Here is a 22325-nt window from a genome sequence, read left to right on the forward strand (position 1 = left end):
CGTTAGGAAGGCGAATTTCAAATGAAGTCGTATAAAGGATATTTAATTGACTTAGATGGCACCATGTATCGCGGAACGGAACAAATTGCGGAAGCGGCAGGGTTTATTAATGACTTAAGGAAAAGGGATATCCCTTATTTATTCGTCACCAATAATTCATCCCGGACTCCGGCACAGGTAGCGGATAAATTGAGAAGCATCGGCATATCGACGGAGGATGACCAGGTTTTCACGACAAGCATGGCTACTGCCAATTACATAGCTGAACAAAAGAAAGGTGCATCGGTCTACGTGGTGGGTGAAGAAGGCATAATCGAGGCTCTTAAGGAAAAAGGAATGAAGCTTGTGGAAGAGCATCCCGATTATCTGGTCATGGGCATCGACCGCGGCATCAATTATGAAAAGCTGTCAAAAGCCTGTCTTGCTGTAAGAAATGGTGCTGTTTTCATTTCGACCAATGGTGATATTGCCATTCCTACCGAGCAAGGCCTTTTGCCTGGGAATGGTTCCTTGACCTCCGTTGTTTCCGTTTCGACCCAGGTACAGCCGATTTTCATTGGAAAGCCAGAATCCGTCATAGTGGAGCAAGCCTTAAGAGTATTGGGGGTTCCTAAAGAAGAGACAATCATGGTTGGAGATAACTATGATACGGATATTCTTGCCGGCATTAATGCTGGAATCGATACACTGCTTGTACATACTGGCGTAACGACAAAAGAACGTTTAAAGCAATATAAGGAGCAGCCTACGCATGTGGTGGACACCCTTGACTTATGGCGCTTTGAATGAAAAAAACCAGGTCTGCGAATGCAGCCCTGGTTTTTTCATGTCGTCAATATCATTCGTTTATTCCGCATTTTCGGTTCTATGGGCAAGCCGGCTTGAAGCGGCAGCGGCAATTGCCCCAACGATATCATCTAAAAAGGTGTTCACCTTACCTGTGCTTTTATCGTTTAAATATTTTAAGATACCCGGCTTTTGTTTATCGATGAAACCATAATTGGTGAAGCCGATGGATCCATAAACATTCACAATTGAAAAAGCCAATATTTCATCGACCCCATATAGGCCTTCATCTATTTCAATGATGCTTAGCAGAGGCTCCTCGAGCAGTTTTTTCTCAGCCAGAATATCCAACTGTATGCCGGTAAGGATGGCATTTTGGACCTCGCGTTTTGAAAGGACACGTTCGACATTGTGAAGGCAATCGGACATTTGGAGATTTTCATGGTAGCCGGATTGTAAATACATGACAAGCTCAGCGATATCCTCCAATTTCACTCCTCGTTCAATTAGCCATTTCCGAGCTGTCTTTTCTGACATTGATTGTTCAATATTAGCCATTTCATCACCCATTTCTCTATATTTTAAAGGGATAGTTCTAATGCAGGTAGTTTGATTTGATTAAACTGAAAACCTATGGAGGATGTTTTGATTGGAATTTCTAATAAGGTTTCGATAATCATTCAGAAAACGGGTTATTCCACATATATATAAGTATATGATGTCCAATATTTCTATTATATCCATTTGATGAAGGAGGCCATTCCATGATAGAAGAAATCATTTTTAATAATTATGGCATACAGGTGGAGCTTGAAGAAGCCAATGTCAGGTTTCCAAGCTTCCGCTCAGGAAATATGGTGTACAGTATTGTTCCCATTGAAAATATGGAGCAGGAGGAATTAGTGGAACGGTATAAAATGTCTCAACATCTGATTTCACAAGGTGATCGTCACGTATCCGCCTTTGTCCTTGCCAATCATGGAAGTTATGTTTCGGAAGCGGATGAACAATTATTCATCCTTCTCGCCAATCAGGCATTGGAAGGTCCGAGAAATTTCAATCCGGGAAGACGTCTGGCAAGATTCCATCAGCGTGGGAGAACGATTAATGAAACGATTCGAACTTGTTCAAGGATCGGTAAATGGAAAGAACTCTGGGAACAAAGGATCGATCAGTTAGAAAAGATTTGGCGGGATAAGCTCAACGCCCATCCTGATAACCAGTTTGAAAAATTATTTATAGAAACCTTTCCCTATTATATGGTCCTAGGTGAAAATGCGATTCAATATTTAGTCGACACGGAAATTGATGATACCCCGCAAATTGTCGATAGCGGAACGGTATGTTATGAACGTTTTTTACATGATACCTGGAAAAGCAATAAGTGGATGAAAAATCCGTTCGATTGGGTATTCGACCACGGAACCAGGGATGTCGCGGAATGGGTGAGGGAACATTATTTTCAAAATGTGCATACCCATCAGCGGGGCATTGGCCATTTCTTTCACGAATATCAGTCCATAGAACCCTTTTCCAGTTTTTCAGCCCGGTTGTTATATTCGAGGATGCTGTTTCCCATTCATTATTTTGAAACGGTGGAAGAGTATTTTTCAAAAACGACGGAATCGAGGTCGAATGAATTGGAGGATAAAATAGCTTCTATCACGAAATCCTCCCAACAATATGAGTCCTTCCTCAAACATTTTTATGAATTGGCAGAGGTCCCTGCCAAGCATTATGATTTGCCTAAAATTGACTGGATTTAGATAAAAACGGGAAAGAAATATGATTCATTCTTACTTACTATGTTATGATGATAACAAGATTTTTTAGAATAATTAGATATTTAATCACTGCGGAAGGATGGGATCATGAAAAGATTGATGATGGCCGCCGTTATAGCCTTTTTAATCATCCAAACGGCGAATCTTGCGAAAGCTGAATCGAAAACAAGTTGCGAATCGACTCAATTCAAGATTGTCATGAAGTCTGAAGCGGATGTGAAAGAAAAGGCGTCGGCTGCCAGTAAAACGTTAAAAACGTATAAGAAAAATAAAGAATTATCGGCAAGCGGGAGAACTGGAAACTGGTATGAAATCTGTCACGCAAATAAGGCCGCATATATCAATATGGCAGATGTAAAAGAGGTTTTCAGTACTGATGAAAAAGCTCTTCTGAAGAAATTCGATAGGAGGAAAGGCGTTAACCAAGTTGTATCGGCGACAGGTAAATCGATGAGTGATACGAAGGTAACGATCCAAACTTATGAGAAGAAACAAGGGGAATGGCGCCGGGCATTGAAGAAGATGGAGGGTGTCATTGGGAAGAACGGCTTCACGAAGAGCAAAAAAGAGGGGGATGGGAAATCCCCGGTTGGAATTTATTCCTTTGGTACGGCCTTTGGAAGCGAAACGAAGCCGGCCGGAATGAAAATGGGTTATAAGAAAACGACCAAATATGACTACTGGATTGATGATCAGACATCCAAGGATTATAACAAGTGGAAAACCTATAAAGGAAATCCTGCAGTTAAATGGAAGTCTTTTGAAAGGATGAATCATGAACTGTATAGGTATGGAGCGGTCATCAATTATAATACGGATCCCATCATAAAAGGAAAAGGCAGTGCAATCTTTCTCCATATATGGAGAGGGGGTACAAATCCGACGGCGGGATGTACAGCCACGGCCGAAAGGAATGTCCTCAGTTTAATGAAATGGATGGATCCCGTGCAAAAGCCACATATTGTAATGGGTACAAATGATTCATTGAAGAGCGTTAAGTAATAATCATCAAAATGGTTTTCCCATAAAAAAAATAAACGTTACCCGTTCTTACTCGTTCAAGGGATGGACGAAAAAAGTTCGTGCATCCATCTTTTCTAACTATTGATAATTATGTGAATTAAACTTATAATGTCTACTATACAAATACAAATGTTTTCTACAGGCAAACAGTTTTAAGGGGGAACCAAAATATGAAAGCCATCTCGATCGGTTTATTGGGGTTAGGTACAGTCGGATCAGGAGTCGTACAAATCATTGAAAGCCACCAGGACAAGCTCATGCATCAAGTGGGCTGTTCCATATCCATTAAGAAGATACTAGTGAAAGACACGACGAAGGAGCGGCTTGTCGCGGTCGAAAAAGGAATGTTAACGGACAATCCTGAGGATATCCTTTCGAATCCCGAGATTGATGTTGTAATAGAAGTGATGGGCGGAATCGAAGAAACACGCGGCTATCTAATAGAAGCGATAAAAAATAAAAAGCATATCGTTACGGCCAACAAAGACCTAATGGCGTTACATGGACCGGAACTGTTGGAATTGGCCACCGATAATCAATGTGACTTGTTCTATGAAGCAAGTGTTGCAGGGGGAATTCCGATTTTACGCGGTCTTGTCGATGGGTTATCTTCTGACCGCATCACGAAAATGATGGGAATCGTCAATGGAACGACAAACTTCATTTTAACGAAAATGAGCAAGGAAGGCAGAGCTTATGATGACGTATTGAAGGAAGCCCAGGAGCTGGGATTCGCTGAAGCCGATCCGACAGCGGATGTAGGCGGATTGGATGCGGCCCGTAAAATGGCGATCCTATCAACACTCGGGTTCTCAATGAACATTGGCTTGAATGATGTTGAGGTACAAGGCATTACCGAAATATCCGAAGAGGATTTGAGATATAGCAAGAAGCTTGGTTATACAATGAAATTGATTGGGGTCGCTTCCAGGGCAGGGGATAGGGTCGACGTAAGTGTCCAGCCTGCACTTCTTCCGGAAGCACATCCGCTGGCATCGGTAAATAATGAGTATAATGCTGTATACGTTTATGGGGAAGCCGTAGGGGAAACGATGTTTTACGGACCGGGGGCTGGCAGTCTTCCTACTGCGACTGCAGTCGTTTCGGATATGGTGACGGTCATCAAGAATATGAGGCTGGGCGTAAATGGCCGCAGTGCCGTTGCACCTCAATACCCGAAACAATTAAAAGATGCCACTGAAATTTTCGCTAAATTCTTCATTCGGTTACATGTTCAGGATGAAGTTGGCGTTTTAGCCAAAATCACGAATTTATTTGCCGAGCACGGGGTAGGATTCGATAAAATCCTTCAATTGCCGCTGGATGAAAAGGAATCTTCCGAAATCGTATTAGTTACGCATACTGCCACAAAGGCTGCATTTGAGCAAATAATACAGAAATTACATGATTACAATATGGTAAGAGAAGTGAAAAGCACATACAGAGTTGAAGGAGAGGACATCAAATGAGCTGGCAAGGACTTATAAGCACGTATAAAGATTTTTTACCCGTCAATGAAAATACGCCTGCACTAACCCTTTTGGAGGGCAATACACCTTTAATCAGACTGAATCGATTATCCGAAGAGTGGGGAATCGACTTACATGTAAAATATGAAGGGGCAAATCCAACTGGGTCATTTAAGGACCGCGGAATGGTCATGGCCGTCGCCAAAGCGATAGAAGACGGCAGCGACACGATCATCTGTGCATCCACAGGGAATACATCTGCAGCTGCAGCAGCTTATGCGGCCCGTGCCAACCTGCGCTGTATTGTCGTCATCCCGGAAGGTAAAATAGCCATGGGCAAGCTTGCCCAAGCCGTTATGTATGGAGCGGAAATCATCTCGATCGAAGGGAACTTCGACCAAGCTTTAAAGATCGTCCGTTCGCTTAGTGAGAGTTCACCGATAACTCTTGTGAATTCGGTCAACCCATACCGGATTGAAGGGCAGAAGACAGCGGCTTTCGAAATATGTGATGCTCTCGGCTCCGCACCGGATATTTTGGCGCTGCCAGTCGGGAATGCAGGGAATATAACGGCTTACTGGAAAGGCTTTAAGGAATATAACGAATCGAAACAAACGGGCCTTCCTGAAATGAGAGGGTTCGAAGCTGAAGGAGCGGCTGCAATTGTCCGGGATAGCATTATTGAAAATCCAGAAACGATCGCAACGGCCATCAGGATTGGAAATCCTGCAAGTTGGAAGTTTGCTGTGGAAGCGGCAAATGAATCCAAAGGCAAAATTGATGAGGTGACAGACGAAGAAATTCTGGAAGCCTACCATTTCCTTGCTAAAAAAGAAGGGGTATTTGCAGAGCCGGCATCATGTGCTTCCATTGCAGGTATCTATAAACAATTAAAAAGCGGTGAAATCAAAAAAGGAAGTAAGATTGTTGCTGTATTGACTGGAAATGGATTGAAGGATCCGAATGTGGCAGTCAATACAAGCACGATTCAACCTACATTGCTGCCAATGGATGAAGAAGTCATTTTGGAACATCTGCAAGGTGTGAAACAGGCATGAGTGCGGAATCAGAGATGTTCTTGATCCGTGTACCAGCAAGTACGGCCAACTTAGGGCCAGGTTTCGATTCCATCGGCTTGGCGCTAGGACTTTACTTGGAAATACACGGATCTTCATCAGATCATTGGGAAGTCGTCCCGCTTTCAGAGGAAATGTCTGTTTTTCCAAGGGATGATCGTAATTATATCGTCCAAATTGCCAAGGAAACGGCGGCCTCCTATGGAAAAGAACTTTCCCCATGCCGGCTTTTCGTCTCTAGCGAAATTCCACTGGCGCGCGGGCTTGGAAGCAGTGCATCTGCCATTGTGGCGGGAATTGAATTGGCGAACATCGTTGGTGAGCTTCATTTATCAAATGAGGAGAAGAATAGGCATGCTTCCCTCTTTGAAGGGCATCCCGATAATGCGGGGGCATCTGTGTATGGTGGATTGGTTGTGGGCCTTCATACGGAGGAAAGGACGGATGTCGTGTCATTTCCGATCGAGGGAGTTAAGGTGATCGCTGTCATTCCCCATTTTGAATTGCTTACTGAGGATTCAAGAAATGTCCTTCCGAATTCGCTTTCCTATAAAGATGCGATAAGCGGGAGCGCAGCCGCAAATGTAATGCTTGCAGGAGTTCTATCGAAAGATTGGAAACTTGTTGGTGAAATGATGCAAAGTGATCGTTTCCATCAGCCATATCGAGCGGAGTTGGTCCCTCATTTAGCGCTTATAGAAGAAGTCGTCCACAATGAAGGCGGATTTGGTGCGGCACTAAGCGGAGCAGGACCAACCGTTTTATGCTTGGCATCTCCAGAAAAAAGTGAAGGTTTGCTCACTGGATTGAAGGATAGATTTCCGGAATTCCATGTGAAGGAATTGGAAATCGATAATGATGGAAGTTATACGGCAATCCTTTCTGAACAGGAAAAAAAGGAATTGAAGTTTTTGAAATCGTGAGCCGTGTTCATTTGCCGTCCATATAAAAAAGCTGACCCGTGTCAAGCCGTATCAATTCATTTGATAGGGCAAAAGCCGAGTCAGCTTTATTTTTATTACAGTCCGCAAAAAGATTCCGGCCTGCATGAAAAAAGGTTGAACGTGTATAGATGAAGTGATCCTTCATCCATACGCTGCATGATATTTAAAGGGCTATTAGAAAACTTGTTCAACTTCCACTACACCAGGAACTTCTTCAAGAAGGGCACGCTCAATCCCAGCTTTTAGCGTAATGGTCGAACTAGGACAGCTTCCGCAAGCTCCTAGTAATCTTAATTTTACAATTCCATCTTCTACGTCAACTAGTTCACAGTCACCGCCATCACGAAGAAGAAACGGACGAAGCTTATCTAGGACTTCTTGAACTTGAACTTCCATTGTTTGTTCAGACATTGCAATCGACTCCTTTCCTAATCATATTATAATGCGAAGGTAATAAAAAATCCAACTGTAACTTTGCGGAAATATAATCTATATTATTCTGGTATGATGGAAACAGGTGAAGTTTTAAACATTATTCAAATGAAGCAACTATAATAAACTGAAGGAGGAAGAGTATGGTAAGGAAAGATATTGAGATAGAAGTGTATGGAGCTGAGCAAATTTGCGCCAGTTGTGTGAATCTCCCCTCTTCGAAAGATACCTGTGAGTGGCTTGAAGCCGCTTTAACGAGAAAATTTCCTGAGCAGCCATTCAAAATATCCTATATAGATATGTATAACCCACCAGAAACATTGAAGCAAAAGAGCTTTGCCGAGAAAATGATCGAGGAAGATTTATTTTATCCACTGGTCCTCATCGAAGGTGAAATCATTGCGGAAGGAAATGTCCGTCTCAAAAAAGTGGTGGAAACGATGGAGAAATATGGATACTCAGTGCAAGTGTGATATATAATGGAAGAAATAAGAAAAACTGACCCATGAATGGGCTGCATGCAGCTCATTGGGCCAGTTTATAATCAACCGTTATGGTATTTATACATCCACAGAATGCCTGATTTCATTAGGCGTGCCACTCTGCCGGTGATTGGGCGATTTGCAACAAGACCAAAACCTTGTTTCTTCCCAAGGGAACCTAATGTTCCTTTTAATTTCATGGTAGGGAAGGTTTCAGGAAGTGGTTCATTTGCCCATTTCTTCACAAGGACTTGGACGATTTGCTCAGCTTGGGACTCCGCTAATTGAGCACTAGGTGCATGAGGCAGGCTCGCACAGTCGCCGACTACAAAGATGCTGTCATCATTAGGAAGGAAATGCTGAGGAGTCAGAACGGCTCTTCCTTGACGGTCTTTTTCAATATCCATATCGCGGATGATCTTGCTTGGCTGAATTCCAGCTGTCCATACGATGACGTCGCTTTGAACGGCTTCGTCGCCATTGTAAAGAAGGTTTGGTTCAACTTTCGTAATATTTGAATGATGGACGATTTCGATGGTATGTTTATCGAACCATGATTCGACAAAAGTACTTAATCTTTCTGGGAAAGCAGATAGAATATGCGGTCCACGGTCAAATAGCTTAACGTTTAAATCTGAACGGCTTTCAATCAATTCACTTGCAAGCTCAACACCGCTCAGTCCGCCGCCAACGATAGAAACGGTTGCACCGGCACCTAAATTATTCAAAGCTGAATATGTGCGGCGTGATTTATCAATTGTTTGGATACTGTAAGTGTGTATGTCTGCACCAGGAATATCGTGGTATTTGTCTTCGCAGCCAAGGCCAATGACTAAATCATCATAAACGACAGGATCTTGATTTTCTATAATGACCTGTTTATTTTCCATGTCGATGGAAAGTACTTCTCCGTATACGTTCTTCAAGCGAGGATGTTCAGGAAATGCAACACGGATGTGCTGATCTGGAATGGTACCTGCTGCTAAAGCATAATATTCCGTTTTTAAGCAGTGATAAGGATTACGGTCGATAAGCGTGATGCTCACATTTTCAGGAAGCTGATTAGGCAGCAATCTTTGCAACATGCGCATACCACCATACCCGCCACCAAGTATGACTAGATTCTTCATATGATTTTTTCCCCTTTATTTGATCTCTTGAAAAATTTGATTAGCACTTAACTATAGGATTCCCCCAAATGGTCCCCTTAAAAGTTTAATTAAATATATATACCCCAATTTGTAGTAAGAATAAAAAATTAGATAATTTTCTTTTTTTACGTACCCCGACAAAAGTATAACGAATATAAAAGGAAATCACAACCGATATCTTGAAATAGGCTTATTTTTTATGCGTAAATATTGACTGTTAATGGGAAAAGTAATAAGATGAGTTGTTAGTAACTGTGAGGTGAAACAATGTACCCGATTATTGAATTTTGCGTAAGCAATCTAGCCAGCGGGGCTCAGGAGGCTCTCGAAAGATTGGAGCGGGATCCGAATTTGGATATCATAGAATATGGTTGCCTGGGACATTGCGGCAGATGCTCCAGTAACTTATATGCACTTGTAAATGGTGAAGTGGTTTTTGGTGACACAACGGATGAATTGGTAGATAAAATATATAAATACATTGATGAATTTGAAATGTCTTAATCATCAACGGCGGATAAAAGGCTGTTCCTGGAAGGGACAGCCCTTTTCTTATCAGTGCTGCAGCAAAGGGTGGATTGTTTCCTGGGTCCGTTTGAATTCCTGAAAGCGGTGTCTGGCCATCTGGATGAGGGAGGCTTTCCCCGGGTTTTTTTTGGGACACGAATGGAAAGTACTTGATGGCTGCCTTTTCATTGCCTATCTTCCTTGAGATTTCTCCACCGAGATATAGGATCCTGGCTTCGGATAACTGGGTGCCGCTGAAGTCCCCTGTTGAATACGATGCTTCATATTCCTTTATGGCGAACTTGAAAATCTTTCTTCTTGTTCCTTGTTTTGGTTTTATCCTATATAACCAGGCTATCCGTAAACAGATTCCAGCAAGGATTATAGGTTTTTCCTTTTTTAAAGCCCCGCAATAACTCGCCAGCTTGTATGTATTGATCGCGTCTTTAATGGATTTTTCCTTGCTAAAATGATGGGGAACCCAATGGGAGCTGACTTTTTCCAAAATGATTTCCAGTGTAGTGGGGGGGAGAAGTACCGGGGCATTCCATGATGTTGTCATATAGAGGATATATTCTTTCGATGGTGATTACCCCCTTATTGTATTTTAGGATTGGATTCAATGGATTGGACCATTATGCCTATGCCTATTGTTATAGATTAATTTTAGTTGGTAAAATAGGTGGGGGAATATGAATTTTTCCAAGCTGGAAAATTGAGCGCGGGAATTTCTTTGGTATATACTATAAAGAGAAATGGTTCTATCTCACATATTCAGAAGAAGGAGGGATTTATTGTGAGTGAAGTTGTTCAAATAACGGAAGCTGCCGCTTTTCAGATAAAAGAAATGATGAAACATAATGGTGAAGAGGGTTCCTTTTTAAGAGTGGCCGTTAAAGGCGGAGGCTGCAGTGGATTATCCTACGGAATGGGCTTTGAACAAGAGCCCGGAGAAAAAGATAGCCAGTTGGAACAGTTTGAAATTAAGATCCTTGTTAATGCCGAGGATGCAGATATATTGAATGGAACGGTAATTGATTATAAGCAAACGATGATGGGCGGAGGCTTTACGATCGAAAACCCAAATGCCATCGCATCATGCGGTTGCGGGTCTTCCTTCAAAACGGCAAAAAACGCCGGCACGCCGGAGAACTGCTAAGTAAACTCCAATACATCGGAAAAAGGGGGCACTTTAATGAGTGCCTCCTTTGTTTGTTTTTTACAAGAGGGATTAGGATGGTCTCATCCTAACACGAGACTAGATTATCCTTACTGTTTTTTATTGTAAATGAAGAAATTTGCGACACTCCTGCAGAATAACTGGCTAGCCAAGACCAAACAGACGCTTGGCAGACAGGGTGCGGATTTCTGAAATCAACTACAACGTTTTTTTAAGAAAACGGTAGGCAAACATGCTTTTCTTTGAGATTGGGCAAGAACGGCTGCGACATCGGCTCTTGGAATGGACTTATCAGTATGATCGACTTTCTCATCCGCAAAGATTTTTCCGATCGCTTGTTCATTTGTCAAAGCAACCGGCCGGACAATCGTGTATGTAAGCCCGCTTGCTTTAAATGTTCATCGGCATCATATTTTGCTTTAAGATAATGGCGCATTTCTTCTTGGGCTTGTTCCGGATTATCAGAACCGACCGAGCTTAACATGACAAACGTTCGAACCCTTTCTTTTTGGAGGCATCAACCAGTTTAATGGCACCATTCTTATCCACAGCTGTCGTTTTATCCGGCCCAGTTTTGGGTCCGGATCCGGCGGCAAAAATGATGGCTTCCATGTTATCCACTGCTTTATCCACATTTCCCTCTAAATCTGCAAGATTGGATGCCCGCCGAGTTCTTTTATCGTTTGAGCTTGTTCCTCTTTCCTTGTCATCCCGTATACGGTCAATTGCAATTTTTTGATAATTCCCCAATGATCTGCTTTCCGGTCGTGCCGTTAGCCCCTGCAATTAAAATATTCTTGGATGCATTCCCCTTTCATGGCTTCTCCTACTCTTTACCCAATAGAATGACAAGGGTAAGCACTGTGGATAACTAATTGAAAAAACTTATCCACAATCATCGAATTGGGGACAAAAAAAACCGGCCATGAAAGCCGGTTTTTGCGTAAGATAATTAAAACATGGAAGAGCTGTGCATCGGCTGAACTTTTGCTTTTGGGTCAATATATTGTTTGGCGTGATTGACGGCAGTGGGTGCCTCACCAAAACCGCTGGCAATCAATTTTACTTTGCCATCATAGGTTGCAATATCGCCTGCTGCATAAATTCCCGGGATATTCGTTTCCATTCTGGAATTCACCAAAATGCTGTTCTTCTGGATATCAAGTCCCCATTCCTTAATGGGACCAAGAGAAGAAACGAAGCCGTAATTGACGATGACTGCATCTACATCCATGGTCTCTGTATCGTCACCATTTGTATCCTTGATGACAATTGTATGGATACGTCCGTCTGTACCAATCAACTCTGCAGGTATGTATGGAGTCTTTATTTCCACTTTTGAATTTTTAAGTGTTTCTACACTATGTTCGTGGGCACGGAACTTATCCCTTCTGTGAATGATGCTCACTTTCTCGGCGATCGGCTCCAGCATTAAGGCCCAGTCCACTGCTGAATCCCCACCGCCGAAGACGACCACTTTTTTGCCGGCAAAATGATTTAGGTCATCGATGAAATAGTGAAGGTTGCCGTTTTCATATTTTTTTGCATCTTCAATTTCGATGCGGCGGGGTTGGAAAGCCCCATTTCCAGCTGTGATGATAATCGTTTTGGAGTAATGGATTTCTTTATCAGTCGTTAACTTGAACACTCCATCGGCTTGCTTTTCCACTTCTTGAACGGCTTGCTCCAGGACGACATCCTGTTCGAACTTTGCCATTTGTTCTTTCAAATTATTCACTAGCTCCTGAGCTCGCACTTTGGGGAAACCAGCGATATCATAGATGTATTTCTCAGGATAAAGGGCCGACAATTGTCCGCCTAATTGTGGCAGGCTCTCGATGATTTTTACGGATGCCTGTCTCATTCCTCCATAAAATGCAGTGAATAATCCAACCGGGCCTCCGCCAATGATTGTAATATCATAAACTTTTTCATTAACTTCCAACGTTATCCCTCCGATATACTAGGTTTGCTGAAATTTATTCTCTTATTTTAACATAGATGATCTTTTAAAAAACGGAGAAAGTTAGAAAAGTGGGAAAGTTTTGACTATATTTGCACAGTTTCCTGATGAATGTTCTGTATCCGCTTTCAAATCCGGGTGAAATTACCCTTTGCCAATGTTGAGCATATCGTATTAATATGGTCGCAACTGGGTGAAAAGTAATGTTTTCCGGCTATATTTTAACCCGAAAAAGTTCGGTTTGTTACTTGAAAAAGGTAAGGAAAAAGACTAATATTTACTTAGATATCATTTGGTAAATTTTTTATGAATTTTTTATGACATTTATGAAGTGTTACGTGAAATACGTCACAAATGTATAAGAGTGCTTTTTATAATGGAAATTATAAAGATAGACAATATATTTTAGTTATGGAAAGCATCACAAGAAAATATCGTAAAGGTGGAAGAATACTTTTGAAAAAGCCAACAATCGTTGTTTTAGGTGCAGGTTATGGTGGATTGATGACTGTTACTCGCTTACAGAAGGCGTTAGGTCAAAATGAAGCAGAAATCGTATTAGTTAACAAAAATGATTACCACTATGAAACAACATGGCTGCATGAAGCATCCGCTGGAACGCTTCATCATGATCGTGTGCGCTATCCAATCAAAAGTGTCATTAACAGCAAAGTTAAATTCATCCAGGATTCCGTTTTGGAAGTGAAAACGGAGAACAAAAAAGTCATCCTTGAAAACGGCGAAATTTCTTATGATTATTTAGTGATTGGTCTTGGACCTGAATCGGAAACATTCGGAATCCAGGGGCTAAAAGAATATGCTTTCTCTATCTCTAACGTGAACACGGCACGTAAAATCCGTGACCATATCCAATTGCAATTCGCGACGTACAGTACTGAGGTCGAAAAGAATGAAGACCGTTTGACGATCGTTGTTGGAGGAGCAGGATTTACGGGTATCGAATTCCTTGGCGAATTGGCTAACCGTGTCCCTGAACTTTGTAAAGAATACGACATCGATTTCCAAAAGGTCCGCATGTACTGTGTGGAGGCAGCCCCAGCCGTCCTTCCTGGCTTCGATCCGGAATTGGTGGATTATGCAGTATCTTACCTTGAGAAAAAAGGTGTGGAATTCAAAATCGGTACACCGATCAAGGGGGCGACTCCTGAAGGCATCATCGTGGCAAAAGGCGAAGATGAAGTGGAAGAAATCAAAGCGGGCACCGTTGTATGGGCAGCTGGCGTACGTGGAAACTCCGTGATAGAGGCTTCCGGTTTTGAAGCTATGCGCGGACGTATTAAAGTGAACCTTGACATGCGGGCACCGGGGCATGACGATATCTTCATCGTAGGGGATTGCGCTTTAATCATCAACGAGGAAATTAATCGTCCATATCCACCTACTGCACAAATAGCGATGCAGCAAGGTGAGGTCATTGCAAAGAACCTGACTAAATTGGTTCGTAACGAAAGCGACCTGGAAACGTTCACCTTCGAAAACAAAGGAACGGTATGTTCACTTGGTGAAGATAATGCGATTGGTGTTGTCTTCGGCAAGAAAGTTACAGGTAAGACTGCATCATTCATGAAGAAAATGGTTGATAACAGGGCATTGTTAATGATTGGCGGAGCCTCACTTGTTGCTAAAAAAGGTAAATTCAACGTTCTTTAATTTTTTTGATAGATCAATAATGGCCATTTGGGGATTGTCCCTGAATGGCTTTTTCATTGGCATCCCATCCATCGATGAGTGTGCCATAGCGGAGTATGCAATTTTTTGTGTGGAATATAATGGGGATGACGAAGTTTGATCAAGGAAATTATCTTTGGCATCATCTTTACTAAATAATGAATGTAGGGGAAGTGGGTTTTGGTGGAACGTTGCAAAAATGTTTGGCTGGCAGTGTCCGGCCTTGTGATATCGGATAAAGGTGAGTGGCTTGTCGTGAACAAAAGGTATGGCGGATTGAAAGGGCAATGGTCGCTTCCGGCAGGTTTTGTCAAAAATGATGAAACCGTCGATGAAGCTGTCGTAAGGGAAGTGCTGGAGGAGACGGGCATTCATACAGAAATCGAAGGCATCGTAGGAGTGAGAAGCGGAGTCATCAAAAGGGATATAAGTGATAATATGTTGATATTTTTACTTAAACCGCTCAGTTTTGAAGTAAATGCTCAATTGGATGAATTATATGAAGCTAAATTTTATCACCCTGATTTACTCATGAAGGAAGGGAAGCAATCGTTACTATTGGAACAGCTTTTAGCTTTTAAAAAGGAAAGAATGCAGACGATGCTTGACGGGTTGAATCCGGGAGATCAATTTGGATATACATCATATAAACTATTCTTGTAATTTGGGTAATTATCTTTTCTTCGGTATTATTTGGTATAAGTCGTTGACGCAGCAATTATTTTTTCAGTAAACTAAAGGTGTCGCTTTTAAGGAGGGTCAAGAATAACATGCCATTGCCTGTTTTAATTATCTCAATACTCTTATTTTTCATATTGTTTTTCGGAATTGGCTTTTTGCTGAATATGCTCTTTCGTTCTTCGTGGATCATGGTCTTCTTATTTCCAATCGTCTTCATCATCATTGTCAATGAAACAAAGCTAATAGAATATTTTAGGAATCCGGGAATATCTTTTTCCAATCTTGGTACGAACCTTACATCCCTGCATACGGCAGACATCATTATTTTATCAAGCGGGCTGCTTGGCGCGGTTTTAGCTGGTGTGGTCATCAGGATTCTAAGGAATAAAGGATATCAAATGTTTTAATAAGGGAAGGGCCGTCATGTATGGACGGTCCTTTTTTGTTTTCGCATACTTTGTTGCTATTCACTAAGTAGTGCGGTGTGGTTGATTTCCCCTCCAGATGCTCGCTTTCCGCTGCTCCCGCATGAGTATCGCACTTCCGCTCCAGATGCTCGCTTTCCGCGGGGCGGTGAGCATCCTCGGCGTAAACCCTGTGGGGTCTTCACCTGTCCCGCTGCTCCCGCAGGCAGTCTGGCACTTCCGCTCCAATCAATCGAATAGTTTCGTTTTAAAAACAACGATCTTTACGAAAAGAGCCTTTTTTGTAAGAAAAATTGGTTCTTTCCATGCTTTATGAATACTTTCACTCCGTAAAGGGAACAAATATCCTTGTGAGAGGAGTGAAATTGATACATATGAAGATTGTGAAGGCATTATTTTTGAGGGTTGCTATTATCATATTATTTATCTTGGCCATCGAATCGACCTTGAATCATGTTTTTGGGGCAGTTCCTGAAGATCATCCTTTTGAAGAGGCAATGAGACAACATCGAATGCTTGGTCTCGAATATAAAGCGATTCATAGTGGGGGGCAAGTGGCAACGCTAATGGCATCGGCATCCGCGAGCAATGGTCCCACGACGATAGCGGAGGCAATCGAGCTTTCGAAATACCCGAAGCATGAAGTTTTGGCTACAGGATATACAGCAGGGTATGAATCAACCGGAAAGTACCCGGAAAGCCCATCTTATGGAATTACATTTTCAGGGGTGAAAGTGAAACGGGATCTGTTTTCCACCATTGCCGCCGATCTTGCCGTATTCCCTCTCGGAACCATCCTTTGGATTCCGGGCTATGGATATGGGGTTGTAGCGGACAAGGGTGGTGCGATCAAAGGGAATCACCTGGATCTATACTACGAAACGGTACAGGATGTGTACGAGAACTGGGGAAAGAAAACCCTTGAAGTATATGTTGTCCAAAAAGGGAACGGCGAGTTATCCGAACAACAGTTAAGCAGGTTGAATGAAACCAAGATCAAGCAGGTATTCAAGCCGAAAATCGCTGAGAAAACATTGAATGAGAATGTAGCTTCCTTTGCTTTTTAATGAGGAAAGTGAAAGGCTGCCTCAATTGAGGCAGCCTTTTCTGTTTCATTTGGGACGCCCTTAGGGCATGCCTTTGTAGGCTTCAGGATGCAGAGTCTTTGCCAATATGGACAGCCCATCCAGCAAACGCGGGGAAGGCCGGCAGAATAAAGGTTCTTCCATGATGTGAATATGGTTATTCCGGACGGCCTTCATATCAGTCCACCCTTGCCGTTTCTTGACAAGCGCAGGGTTTACTTTACGTAAAGGGACACCGACCCAAGCTAAGCAAATATGGTCGGGATCCTTTTTTTGGACCTCTTCGGAAGTGACTTGAATGCTTGCCATGTCGACATCCTCGAAAAGGTTATATCCTCCCGCAAGCGTACTGATCTCGGAAAGCCAATTAACTCCCCCGGGGCTGAATAAGGGATTAGGCCACCATTCCCAATACAGGGACGGCTTTGTTTCGATTTTATCGGCGATGTTTTTATATTGAAGGATGGCATCACGGAATTTGGCAGCCTGTTCCTCTGCTTTTTCCTTAAGATCCATCGCCTCGCCCAAGGTCAGTAAATCTTTTGCGATATCTTCAAGTGATTGCGGGTTGAAGATTATATGGGGGATGTTCCGTTCTTTTAGCCCCTCAATGTTTTTTTCCATGCCCGGTACACTCAGTGAAGCCAGCACCAAATCGGGTTTTAGTGATTCCACATGATCGATATCGATCGATAAGTCGGGCCCCACCTTAGGAAGATGCTGTAGGGTTTCAGGCCAATCAGAGTAGTCATCGATGGCGATCAGCTGATCTTCGATTCCTAGATATGTGCATAGTTCCGTATTGCTGGGGCAAAGAGAGATTATTTTCAAATTGAACACCTACCCTTGAAAGATGAAAAAGTGAAGTGCCAATGCAATGAATACTCCGGTCAAGGCTCCGAAAAATACCTCGATTGGCTTATGGCCCAACAGTTCCTTTAATTGTTGCTGTTTCTGTTTATCTGCTTTTTTCTGCCAGTTCTTTGCTTGCTCGACAAAGGTATTGAAGTCGGTAACGAGCTGGTTCAAGACGGCTGCCTGTTCTCCTGCCTGCCGTCTCACTCCTGTCGCGTCGAACATCGTGATGATTGCAAAGATCGCGGCAACGGCAAATACAGGGGAATCCATTCCGGTTTCGATCCCTACCGCCACGGTCAGGGCTGATACGGCCGCAGAGTGGGAGCTTGGCATACCGCCTGTGGAGTTAATGAGTGACCAGTTCACTTTACGAAATGCTATGAAGTGGATTGGCACTTTGATGAATTGAGCAAAGAAAATGGCAATCAATGCTGCGATTAAAGGGAAGTTGAGTAATAATTCCAAGAGTATCAGCCTTCTTTCTAGTTATAAGTAAAGATGAAATCCATATATGGGTAAATGCATCCTGTTCGGAATAAGGCCCTTATTATTAGTTCCATTCAGTCCTGTCGATTCCCTGCCGGTATAGGTATAAATATGATCTTTCTTATACTATTACTCTAAAGTCACCCATTCTAAACAATATACCTTGTTATTATTATTTTCGCGGACCTTATTCGAAAATTTTTGAAGATTTCGTTATAATGAATGTAATAGAATGGAGGAGGTAGCAGAATGTTCACAGTAAAAAATTCCTTAAATATAGATTTGATTGATGAATGCCTGATTCTAGGCCTATTTGACAGACCCGTAAAGTTCACAGGGATAGGAAAAGAAGCGGATGAACGATTGGATGGCCAGCTGACAGAGTTGGTGAAAGCCGGGGAAATCTCTTCCAAGAAAAAGTCAGTGGTCAAAATACATACATTAGGTAAATTAAGCGTTAAGAGATTGATTTTTGTAGGATTGGGCAAGGAAAAGGAGCTATCTTTTGAAACGCTCCGCGAAGCGTTGGGAAAAGCACGTAAGACGATTAAAGAATCCAAGATTACGACACTTTCGATCGCGTTGGATACATTCACGACTGAAAATCTGGATGCATTGGACGCAGCCCATGCTTGTTCCGAGGCTTTTGAACTTGCTTCCTATAAGTTTGACGGATACAAGCAAAAATCGAACCAGGTCGAAAAAAGCCTTGAATCGATTACGGTTTACAGTGAATTTGATCAAGAAGAGGTCGGTGCCGCGCTTCATGTAGGGAGGATCTTCGGAAGGGCGACGAACTCAGCCAGAACTTTGGTCAATACACCAGGCAATTTGCTGACTTCCACGGATTTGGCGGATTATTCATCTGCCCTGGGCGAACGTTATGGGTTTGAAGTGGAGATCCTCGAGAAGGAGGACATGCTCAAGTTGGGAATGGGCGCACTCCTTGCTGTCAATAAAGGTTCGGTCGAGCCTCCGAAAATGATCGTCCTGAAGTATCAAGGTAAGGATGAATGGAAGGATGTTATCGGGTTGGTCGGTAAAGGGATCACATTCGATACGGGTGGATACTCATTGAAAACCAAGGCTGGTATCGTTGGAATGAAGACGGATATGGGCGGTGCGGCAGCTGTTTTAGGTGCAATGGAAATCATCGGCGAATTGGGACCGGACCAAAATGTCGTGGCGGTCATTCCTTCCACTGATAACATGATCAGCGGTGATGCATTCAAGCCCGATGACGTGATCACTGCCATGAGCGGCAAGACGATAGAGGTATTGAACACGGATGCGGAAGGCCGTCTGGTTTTGGCGGATGCCATGACTTACGCTAAACATCATGGCGCTGACTATCTTATTGACGTTGCGACTTTAACGGGTGGTGTCATAACGGCGCTGGGCATGGATATGACGGGTGCAATGACAAATGACACGGAATTCTATGAACAAGTGGTCAAAGCCTCAGAGGAGGCCGGGGAGCCCATTTGGAGATTGCCGATTACGGAAAAGGATAAAGAGCGGGTACGCAATAGTAAAATAGCGGATTTGAATAATTCACCTGGAGGGGCGGGACATGCAATCATGGGCGGCGCCTTCATCGGTGAATTTGCCGAAGACACTCCGTGGGTCCATCTGGATATTGCCGGAACTTCCACAACCTCGAGCAACTCCGAATTGTGCACATCGGGGGCTACCGGTGTCATGGCACGCACGCTTGCACTATTGGTTGAAACCTTTGAAACGAAAACAAGATGAACCCAAATATCCGAAGCCGAAAATAGGCTTCGGTTTTTTTACCAAAAAGGTATTGGACGGACGTTATGCATCCCTCCATTTCAAGCTGACGATGATATGGCAATTTTCTTCCCCTGCTTTAGGATAGAAATCAAAACGGATCCCATCGGGGTTATACGTGATATCAGGTTCGTTCTTAATTCCTATCTTTCGGATCATATCGATCACGACATTTTTTTGCGATGCTTGGGCAGCAGTCATCAACCGGTTCGAGAAAGGCTTGGATGTGGCTATGGTATCCATGACTTTTTTTACATCAAGCATCAAAGATTGCGAGGTCTTTGCCGATTTGACTAGCAGATCTGGATTGGTTGCCAAGTAGGGACGCAATGTCCGATTCCTGGCGTGAGGCGGAAATAGGATAGGATCATATAAAAAATAAGGGAAATCCTCCAAAAGGTTTCCTTCCTTTCATTAGGTCTGTCTATAGACACGTTTTCGTTATACGTTAAAATATGTATAAAGGCCAGCCGATATGATAGCGGTTTGTGAATGACCTTTTTCTGCAAAATAACTTCTTGAAAATTATGATCAAAGACACACTATTATTTGTAAACTGCTTCATTGACAGGTATAGTGTATAGTAATATACTTACTTACCTAAAGTAAGGAGAAGGCACACTATAAATTATAAAATAGGTGATGTTAACATGAAAATGACCCAGGAAACAAAAGACCTTTTAATAGATAAAATGAATATCATCCAAACCCCCGGTAAAGCTGATATATGCCTTGTTGGACCTGTGAACCTGCCGGTTGAACAAGGAGATTTCTCAACGGTTTTCCAATGGTATACATGGCTTCAGCTTGACGGTGCGGATAATGACAAGGATACGGTGCTTGATTCGCTTTCGGAAGCGAACCTCGCTTTTGGACAGCAATCCTCCGTATTGGTTTATGGTGATTTTGAAAAGTCGGAGGATGCACTTGTCCGGATGCATAGCATCTGCCACACTGGTGATATCTTCGGCAGTAAACGCTGTGATTGCGGCTACCAGCTCCACCAATCGATGAAGATGATAGCCGAGCATGGGTGCGGGGCCATTTTTTATCTTGCGGACCATGAAGGAAGAGGGATTGGCCTATTTTCCAAATCTCTTGCCTATTTGCTTCAGCAGGAAGGTTATGACACGGTCGAGGCGAATGAGGCTTTAGGATTCGAAGATGATACGCGATCTTACGAGGGAGCCATTCGCGTATTGAGGGAACTGCGTAAGGATCCGGTGACTTTAATCACGAACAACCCCAAAAAGCTGGATGCCCTCATGAAGCATGGACTTGCGGCAAAGGACCATATTCCGCTATGGGGCGGTTTGACGGAAGATAATAGTTTCTATCTCGATACAAAGGTCAAGAAGTCTGGACATATTCCCAAAAAGAAGCCAACTTTGATTGTATAAGGAGAGCTATAGAATGAATGATGATCAATATTACATGAAGCTGGCACTGGATTTGGCAGCCAGTGCTAAAGGAAAGACGAATCCAAATCCAGTGGTCGGGGCAGTCATAGTGAAAGACGGTGTGATAGCCGGGACAGGGATCCACCGTAAAGCGGGTGAACCGCATGCGGAAGTACATGCTTTTAAAATGGCGGGTGAGTATGCAGAAGGTGCAACGCTTTATGTGACTCTTGAGCCTTGTTCCCATTATGGAAAGACGCCTCCTTGTGCAAATTTGGTGAAAGAATCAGGTGTCCGGCGAGTGGTGGTTGCGACTCAAGATCCAAATCCGGAAGTGGCCGGCAGAGGAATATCGATCATAAAGGATGCAGGCATTGAAGTTGAAGTCGGCGTCCTGGAAAAGGAAGCTCAAAGGCTGAATGAGCGTTTTATTCACAATATGCTGACGGATCGTCCATTTGTCATATCGAAGTATGCGATGACGCTCGATGGAAAACTTGCAACCCACACAGGCCATTCAAAGTGGATAACAGGAGAAGAGTCACGTCATTCCGTTCATTTGCTCCGTGATGAGGTGGATGCCATCCTAGTTGGTATCGGGACTGTGTTGGCCGATGATCCATCACTGACGACCAGACTTCCGGAGGGCGGAGGGAAAAATCCGATCCGGATCATCTTAGACAGTGAATTACGGGTTCCATTGGATGCCAAAGTTGTGGAAGTATCAGATGCGAAGACCTTGATCGTAACGCAGGAAAATGCACCTGCGGATAAAATGGACCTTTTACGTGAAAAAGGGATCGAATTCATTTTCGTCCCCAAAAACGAGACGGGACTGAATCTAACGGCATTAATGGAAGAGCTGTATAAAAAGGGGATTACGGATGTCTTGCTGGAAGGCGGAAGCGAAGTGAATGCCTCATTCCTTAGGGAAGGGCTCATCGATAAATACTTGATTTATATAGCCCCTAAACTATTGGGCGGCAGAAACTCACTGACACCGTATACTGGCATGAATGTGGATACGATGGATGAAGCGATGGATGTTTCCTTCTCTGGCGTGGAAACGTTTGGTGAGGACATACGCATCACGGCTTATCCTAAATAAAA

Annotated in this window: 24 protein-coding genes and 2 pseudogenes; 16 read left to right on the forward strand and 10 right to left on the reverse strand. The window is 43.1% G+C overall.

What is annotated here, in order from left to right; translation table 11 throughout:
* Positions 1 to 21 precede the first annotated feature (21 nt).
* Positions 22 to 789, forward strand: a complete 768-nt coding sequence (locus ACFX4H_RS18435) for a TIGR01457 family HAD-type hydrolase (RefSeq protein WP_034310188.1) — start codon at positions 22 to 24, stop codon at positions 787 to 789.
* Positions 790 to 846: 57 nt separating this feature from the next.
* On the opposite strand, the gene ACFX4H_RS18440 is transcribed toward ACFX4H_RS18435, so the two are convergent.
* Complete coding sequence (locus ACFX4H_RS18440; protein ID WP_034311650.1) at positions 847 to 1344, reverse strand: phosphatidylglycerophosphatase A family protein; 498 nt, start codon at positions 1342 to 1344, stop codon at positions 847 to 849.
* 206 nt (positions 1345 to 1550) lie between these two features.
* Here ACFX4H_RS18440 and yutH point away from each other — a divergent pair, with 206 nt between their 5' ends.
* The 5 genes from yutH to thrB all read left to right on the forward strand — a co-directional run bounded on the left by yutH (position 1551) and on the right by thrB (position 7061).
* A complete protein-coding gene (yutH, locus tag ACFX4H_RS18445; RefSeq protein ID WP_053536746.1) occupies positions 1551 to 2552 on the forward strand; it encodes a spore coat putative kinase YutH in 1002 nt (333 codons plus the stop codon).
* A gap of 105 nt (positions 2553 to 2657) precedes the next feature.
* On the forward strand, positions 2658 to 3572 hold the full coding sequence (locus ACFX4H_RS18450; protein WP_249598361.1) for a L,D-transpeptidase family protein: 915 nt from the start codon (positions 2658 to 2660) through the stop codon (positions 3570 to 3572).
* A 191-nt stretch (positions 3573 to 3763) separates the two neighbouring features.
* Entirely contained in the window at positions 3764 to 5062 is a 1299-nt protein-coding gene (locus ACFX4H_RS18455) for a homoserine dehydrogenase (RefSeq protein ID WP_034310194.1), read from the forward strand.
* Positions 5059 to 6120 carry a threonine synthase gene (thrC, locus tag ACFX4H_RS18460; RefSeq protein WP_063589767.1) on the forward strand — a complete coding sequence of 354 codons (1062 nt, stop codon included), beginning with the start codon at positions 5059 to 5061 and terminating at the stop codon, positions 6118 to 6120. Before ACFX4H_RS18455 ends, thrC begins: the two co-directional genes overlap by 4 nt.
* Positions 6117 to 7061: a homoserine kinase gene (thrB, locus tag ACFX4H_RS18465; RefSeq protein ID WP_052137351.1), complete on the forward strand. Its 945-nt coding sequence runs from the start codon at positions 6117 to 6119 to the stop codon at positions 7059 to 7061. Before thrC ends, thrB begins: the two co-directional genes overlap by 4 nt.
* A 195-nt stretch (positions 7062 to 7256) precedes the next feature.
* Here the strand turns inward: thrB and ACFX4H_RS18470 are convergent, their stop codons facing one another.
* Complete coding sequence (locus ACFX4H_RS18470) at positions 7257 to 7493, reverse strand: NifU family protein (RefSeq protein ID WP_034310199.1); 237 nt, start codon at positions 7491 to 7493, stop codon at positions 7257 to 7259.
* Positions 7494 to 7657: 164 nt separating this feature from the next.
* On the opposite strand from ACFX4H_RS18470, the gene ACFX4H_RS18475 reads away from it, so the two are divergent.
* Positions 7658 to 7987, forward strand: coding sequence for a YuzD family protein (locus ACFX4H_RS18475; RefSeq protein ID WP_098185555.1), 330 nt, complete (start codon positions 7658 to 7660; stop codon positions 7985 to 7987).
* 71 nt (positions 7988 to 8058) lie between these two features.
* Here the strand turns inward: ACFX4H_RS18475 and ACFX4H_RS18480 are convergent, their stop codons facing one another.
* Complete coding sequence (locus ACFX4H_RS18480; RefSeq protein ID WP_377435995.1) at positions 8059 to 9126, reverse strand: NAD(P)/FAD-dependent oxidoreductase; 1068 nt, start codon at positions 9124 to 9126, stop codon at positions 8059 to 8061.
* Between the two features lie 288 nt (positions 9127 to 9414).
* Here ACFX4H_RS18480 and ACFX4H_RS18485 point away from each other — a divergent pair, with 288 nt between their 5' ends.
* Positions 9415 to 9651 (forward strand): YuzB family protein, encoded by a 237-nt coding sequence (locus tag ACFX4H_RS18485; RefSeq protein ID WP_063589769.1) that lies wholly within the window; start codon positions 9415 to 9417, stop codon positions 9649 to 9651.
* A 157-nt stretch (positions 9652 to 9808) separates the two neighbouring features.
* On the opposite strand, the pseudogene ACFX4H_RS18490 reads toward ACFX4H_RS18485, so the two are convergent.
* Positions 9809 to 10216 (reverse strand): annotated as a pseudogene (locus ACFX4H_RS18490) (DUF2225 domain-containing protein); the annotation flags it as partial.
* A gap of 234 nt (positions 10217 to 10450) precedes the next feature.
* Here ACFX4H_RS18490 and ACFX4H_RS18495 point away from each other — a divergent pair.
* Positions 10451 to 10813, forward strand: a complete 363-nt coding sequence (locus ACFX4H_RS18495; RefSeq protein ID WP_063574759.1) for a HesB/IscA family protein — start codon at positions 10451 to 10453, stop codon at positions 10811 to 10813.
* 215 nt (positions 10814 to 11028) lie between these two features.
* On the opposite strand, the pseudogene ACFX4H_RS18500 reads toward ACFX4H_RS18495, so the two are convergent.
* From ACFX4H_RS18500 to ACFX4H_RS18510, 3 genes and pseudogenes are all read right to left on the reverse strand, one after another.
* Positions 11029 to 11318: pseudogene (locus ACFX4H_RS18500) on the reverse strand (NAD(P)H-binding protein).
* Complete coding sequence (locus ACFX4H_RS18505) at positions 11312 to 11584, reverse strand: Rossmann-fold NAD(P)-binding domain-containing protein (RefSeq protein WP_328137820.1); 273 nt, start codon at positions 11582 to 11584, stop codon at positions 11312 to 11314. Before ACFX4H_RS18505 ends, ACFX4H_RS18500 begins: the two are co-directional and overlap by 7 nt.
* 202 nt (positions 11585 to 11786) lie before the next feature.
* The gene (locus ACFX4H_RS18510; RefSeq protein ID WP_034310210.1) at positions 11787 to 12779 is read right to left on the reverse strand and encodes an NAD(P)/FAD-dependent oxidoreductase; all 993 of its coding nucleotides are present in this window, start codon (positions 12777 to 12779) and stop codon (positions 11787 to 11789) included.
* 474 nt (positions 12780 to 13253) lie between these two features.
* Here ACFX4H_RS18510 and ACFX4H_RS18515 point away from each other — a divergent pair, with 474 nt between their 5' ends.
* The 4 genes from ACFX4H_RS18515 to ACFX4H_RS18530 all read left to right on the forward strand — a co-directional run bounded on the left by ACFX4H_RS18515 (position 13254) and on the right by ACFX4H_RS18530 (position 16659).
* The gene (locus ACFX4H_RS18515) at positions 13254 to 14468 is read left to right on the forward strand and encodes an NAD(P)/FAD-dependent oxidoreductase (protein ID WP_034310214.1); all 1215 of its coding nucleotides are present in this window, start codon (positions 13254 to 13256) and stop codon (positions 14466 to 14468) included.
* Between the two features lie 201 nt (positions 14469 to 14669).
* Entirely contained in the window at positions 14670 to 15149 is a 480-nt protein-coding gene (locus ACFX4H_RS18520; protein WP_328137821.1) for an NUDIX domain-containing protein, read from the forward strand.
* 107 nt (positions 15150 to 15256) lie between these two features.
* Entirely contained in the window at positions 15257 to 15574 is a 318-nt protein-coding gene (locus tag ACFX4H_RS18525; protein WP_034310217.1) for a YuiB family protein, read from the forward strand.
* A gap of 392 nt (positions 15575 to 15966) precedes the next feature.
* Positions 15967 to 16659 carry a 3D domain-containing protein gene (locus tag ACFX4H_RS18530; RefSeq protein ID WP_328137822.1) on the forward strand — a complete coding sequence of 231 codons (693 nt, stop codon included), beginning with the start codon at positions 15967 to 15969 and terminating at the stop codon, positions 16657 to 16659.
* Between the two features lie 60 nt (positions 16660 to 16719).
* On the opposite strand, the gene ACFX4H_RS18535 is transcribed toward ACFX4H_RS18530, so the two are convergent.
* The gene (locus ACFX4H_RS18535; RefSeq protein WP_063574764.1) at positions 16720 to 17508 is read right to left on the reverse strand and encodes a cobalamin-binding protein; all 789 of its coding nucleotides are present in this window, start codon (positions 17506 to 17508) and stop codon (positions 16720 to 16722) included.
* Positions 17509 to 17517: 9 nt separating this feature from the next.
* Entirely contained in the window at positions 17518 to 18000 is a 483-nt protein-coding gene (locus tag ACFX4H_RS18540; RefSeq protein ID WP_034310222.1) for a divergent PAP2 family protein, read from the reverse strand.
* 270 nt (positions 18001 to 18270) lie between these two features.
* Between ACFX4H_RS18540 and ACFX4H_RS18545 the strand changes: the two genes are divergently transcribed.
* Positions 18271 to 19776: a leucyl aminopeptidase gene (locus ACFX4H_RS18545; protein WP_377435996.1), complete on the forward strand. Its 1506-nt coding sequence runs from the start codon at positions 18271 to 18273 to the stop codon at positions 19774 to 19776.
* A gap of 63 nt (positions 19777 to 19839) precedes the next feature.
* Here the strand turns inward: ACFX4H_RS18545 and ACFX4H_RS18550 are convergent, their stop codons facing one another.
* Entirely contained in the window at positions 19840 to 20211 is a 372-nt protein-coding gene (locus ACFX4H_RS18550; protein WP_052137354.1) for a YuzC family spore coat inner layer protein, read from the reverse strand.
* 254 nt (positions 20212 to 20465) lie between these two features.
* Here ACFX4H_RS18550 and ACFX4H_RS18555 point away from each other — a divergent pair, with 254 nt between their 5' ends.
* Both ACFX4H_RS18555 and ribD read left to right on the forward strand, forming a co-directional pair.
* Positions 20466 to 21215: a GTP cyclohydrolase II gene (locus ACFX4H_RS18555; RefSeq protein WP_249598354.1), complete on the forward strand. Its 750-nt coding sequence runs from the start codon at positions 20466 to 20468 to the stop codon at positions 21213 to 21215.
* A gap of 13 nt (positions 21216 to 21228) precedes the next feature.
* Positions 21229 to 22323, forward strand: coding sequence for a bifunctional diaminohydroxyphosphoribosylaminopyrimidine deaminase/5-amino-6-(5-phosphoribosylamino)uracil reductase RibD (gene ribD, locus ACFX4H_RS18560; RefSeq protein ID WP_098864796.1), 1095 nt, complete (start codon positions 21229 to 21231; stop codon positions 22321 to 22323).
* Positions 22324 to 22325: the final 2 nt, after the last annotated feature.

The sequence above is a fragment of the Peribacillus sp. YIM B13477 genome, from assembly GCF_042787955.1.
Lineage (GTDB): Bacteria > Bacillota > Bacilli > Bacillales > DSM-1321 > Peribacillus > Peribacillus frigoritolerans.

Bases quoted from the DNA above. Each gene is read 5' to 3' on its own strand.
- ACFX4H_RS18435 (WP_034310188.1), top strand. From the start codon at position 22: ATGAAGTCGTATAAAGGATATTTAATTGACTTAGATGGCACCATGTAT.
- ACFX4H_RS18440 (WP_034311650.1), bottom strand. From the start codon at position 1,344: ATGGCTAATATTGAACAATCAATGTCAGAAAAGACAGCTCGGAAATGG.
- yutH (WP_053536746.1), top strand. From the start codon at position 1,551: ATGATAGAAGAAATCATTTTTAATAATTATGGCATACAGGTGGAGCTT.
- ACFX4H_RS18450 (WP_249598361.1), top strand. From the start codon at position 2,658: ATGAAAAGATTGATGATGGCCGCCGTTATAGCCTTTTTAATCATCCAA.
- ACFX4H_RS18455 (WP_034310194.1), top strand. From the start codon at position 3,764: ATGAAAGCCATCTCGATCGGTTTATTGGGGTTAGGTACAGTCGGATCA.
- thrC (WP_063589767.1), top strand. From the start codon at position 5,059: ATGAGCTGGCAAGGACTTATAAGCACGTATAAAGATTTTTTACCCGTC.
- thrB (WP_052137351.1), top strand. From the start codon at position 6,117: ATGAGTGCGGAATCAGAGATGTTCTTGATCCGTGTACCAGCAAGTACG.
- ACFX4H_RS18470 (WP_034310199.1), bottom strand. From the start codon at position 7,493: ATGTCTGAACAAACAATGGAAGTTCAAGTTCAAGAAGTCCTAGATAAG.
- ACFX4H_RS18475 (WP_098185555.1), top strand. From the start codon at position 7,658: ATGGTAAGGAAAGATATTGAGATAGAAGTGTATGGAGCTGAGCAAATT.
- ACFX4H_RS18480 (WP_377435995.1), bottom strand. From the start codon at position 9,126: ATGAAGAATCTAGTCATACTTGGTGGCGGGTATGGTGGTATGCGCATG.
- ACFX4H_RS18485 (WP_063589769.1), top strand. From the start codon at position 9,415: ATGTACCCGATTATTGAATTTTGCGTAAGCAATCTAGCCAGCGGGGCT.
- ACFX4H_RS18525 (WP_034310217.1), top strand. From the start codon at position 15,257: ATGCCATTGCCTGTTTTAATTATCTCAATACTCTTATTTTTCATATTG.
- ACFX4H_RS18530 (WP_328137822.1), top strand. From the start codon at position 15,967: ATGAAGATTGTGAAGGCATTATTTTTGAGGGTTGCTATTATCATATTA.
- ACFX4H_RS18545 (WP_377435996.1), top strand. From the start codon at position 18,271: ATGTTCACAGTAAAAAATTCCTTAAATATAGATTTGATTGATGAATGC.
- ACFX4H_RS18555 (WP_249598354.1), top strand. From the start codon at position 20,466: ATGAAAATGACCCAGGAAACAAAAGACCTTTTAATAGATAAAATGAAT.
- ribD (WP_098864796.1), top strand. From the start codon at position 21,229: ATGAATGATGATCAATATTACATGAAGCTGGCACTGGATTTGGCAGCC.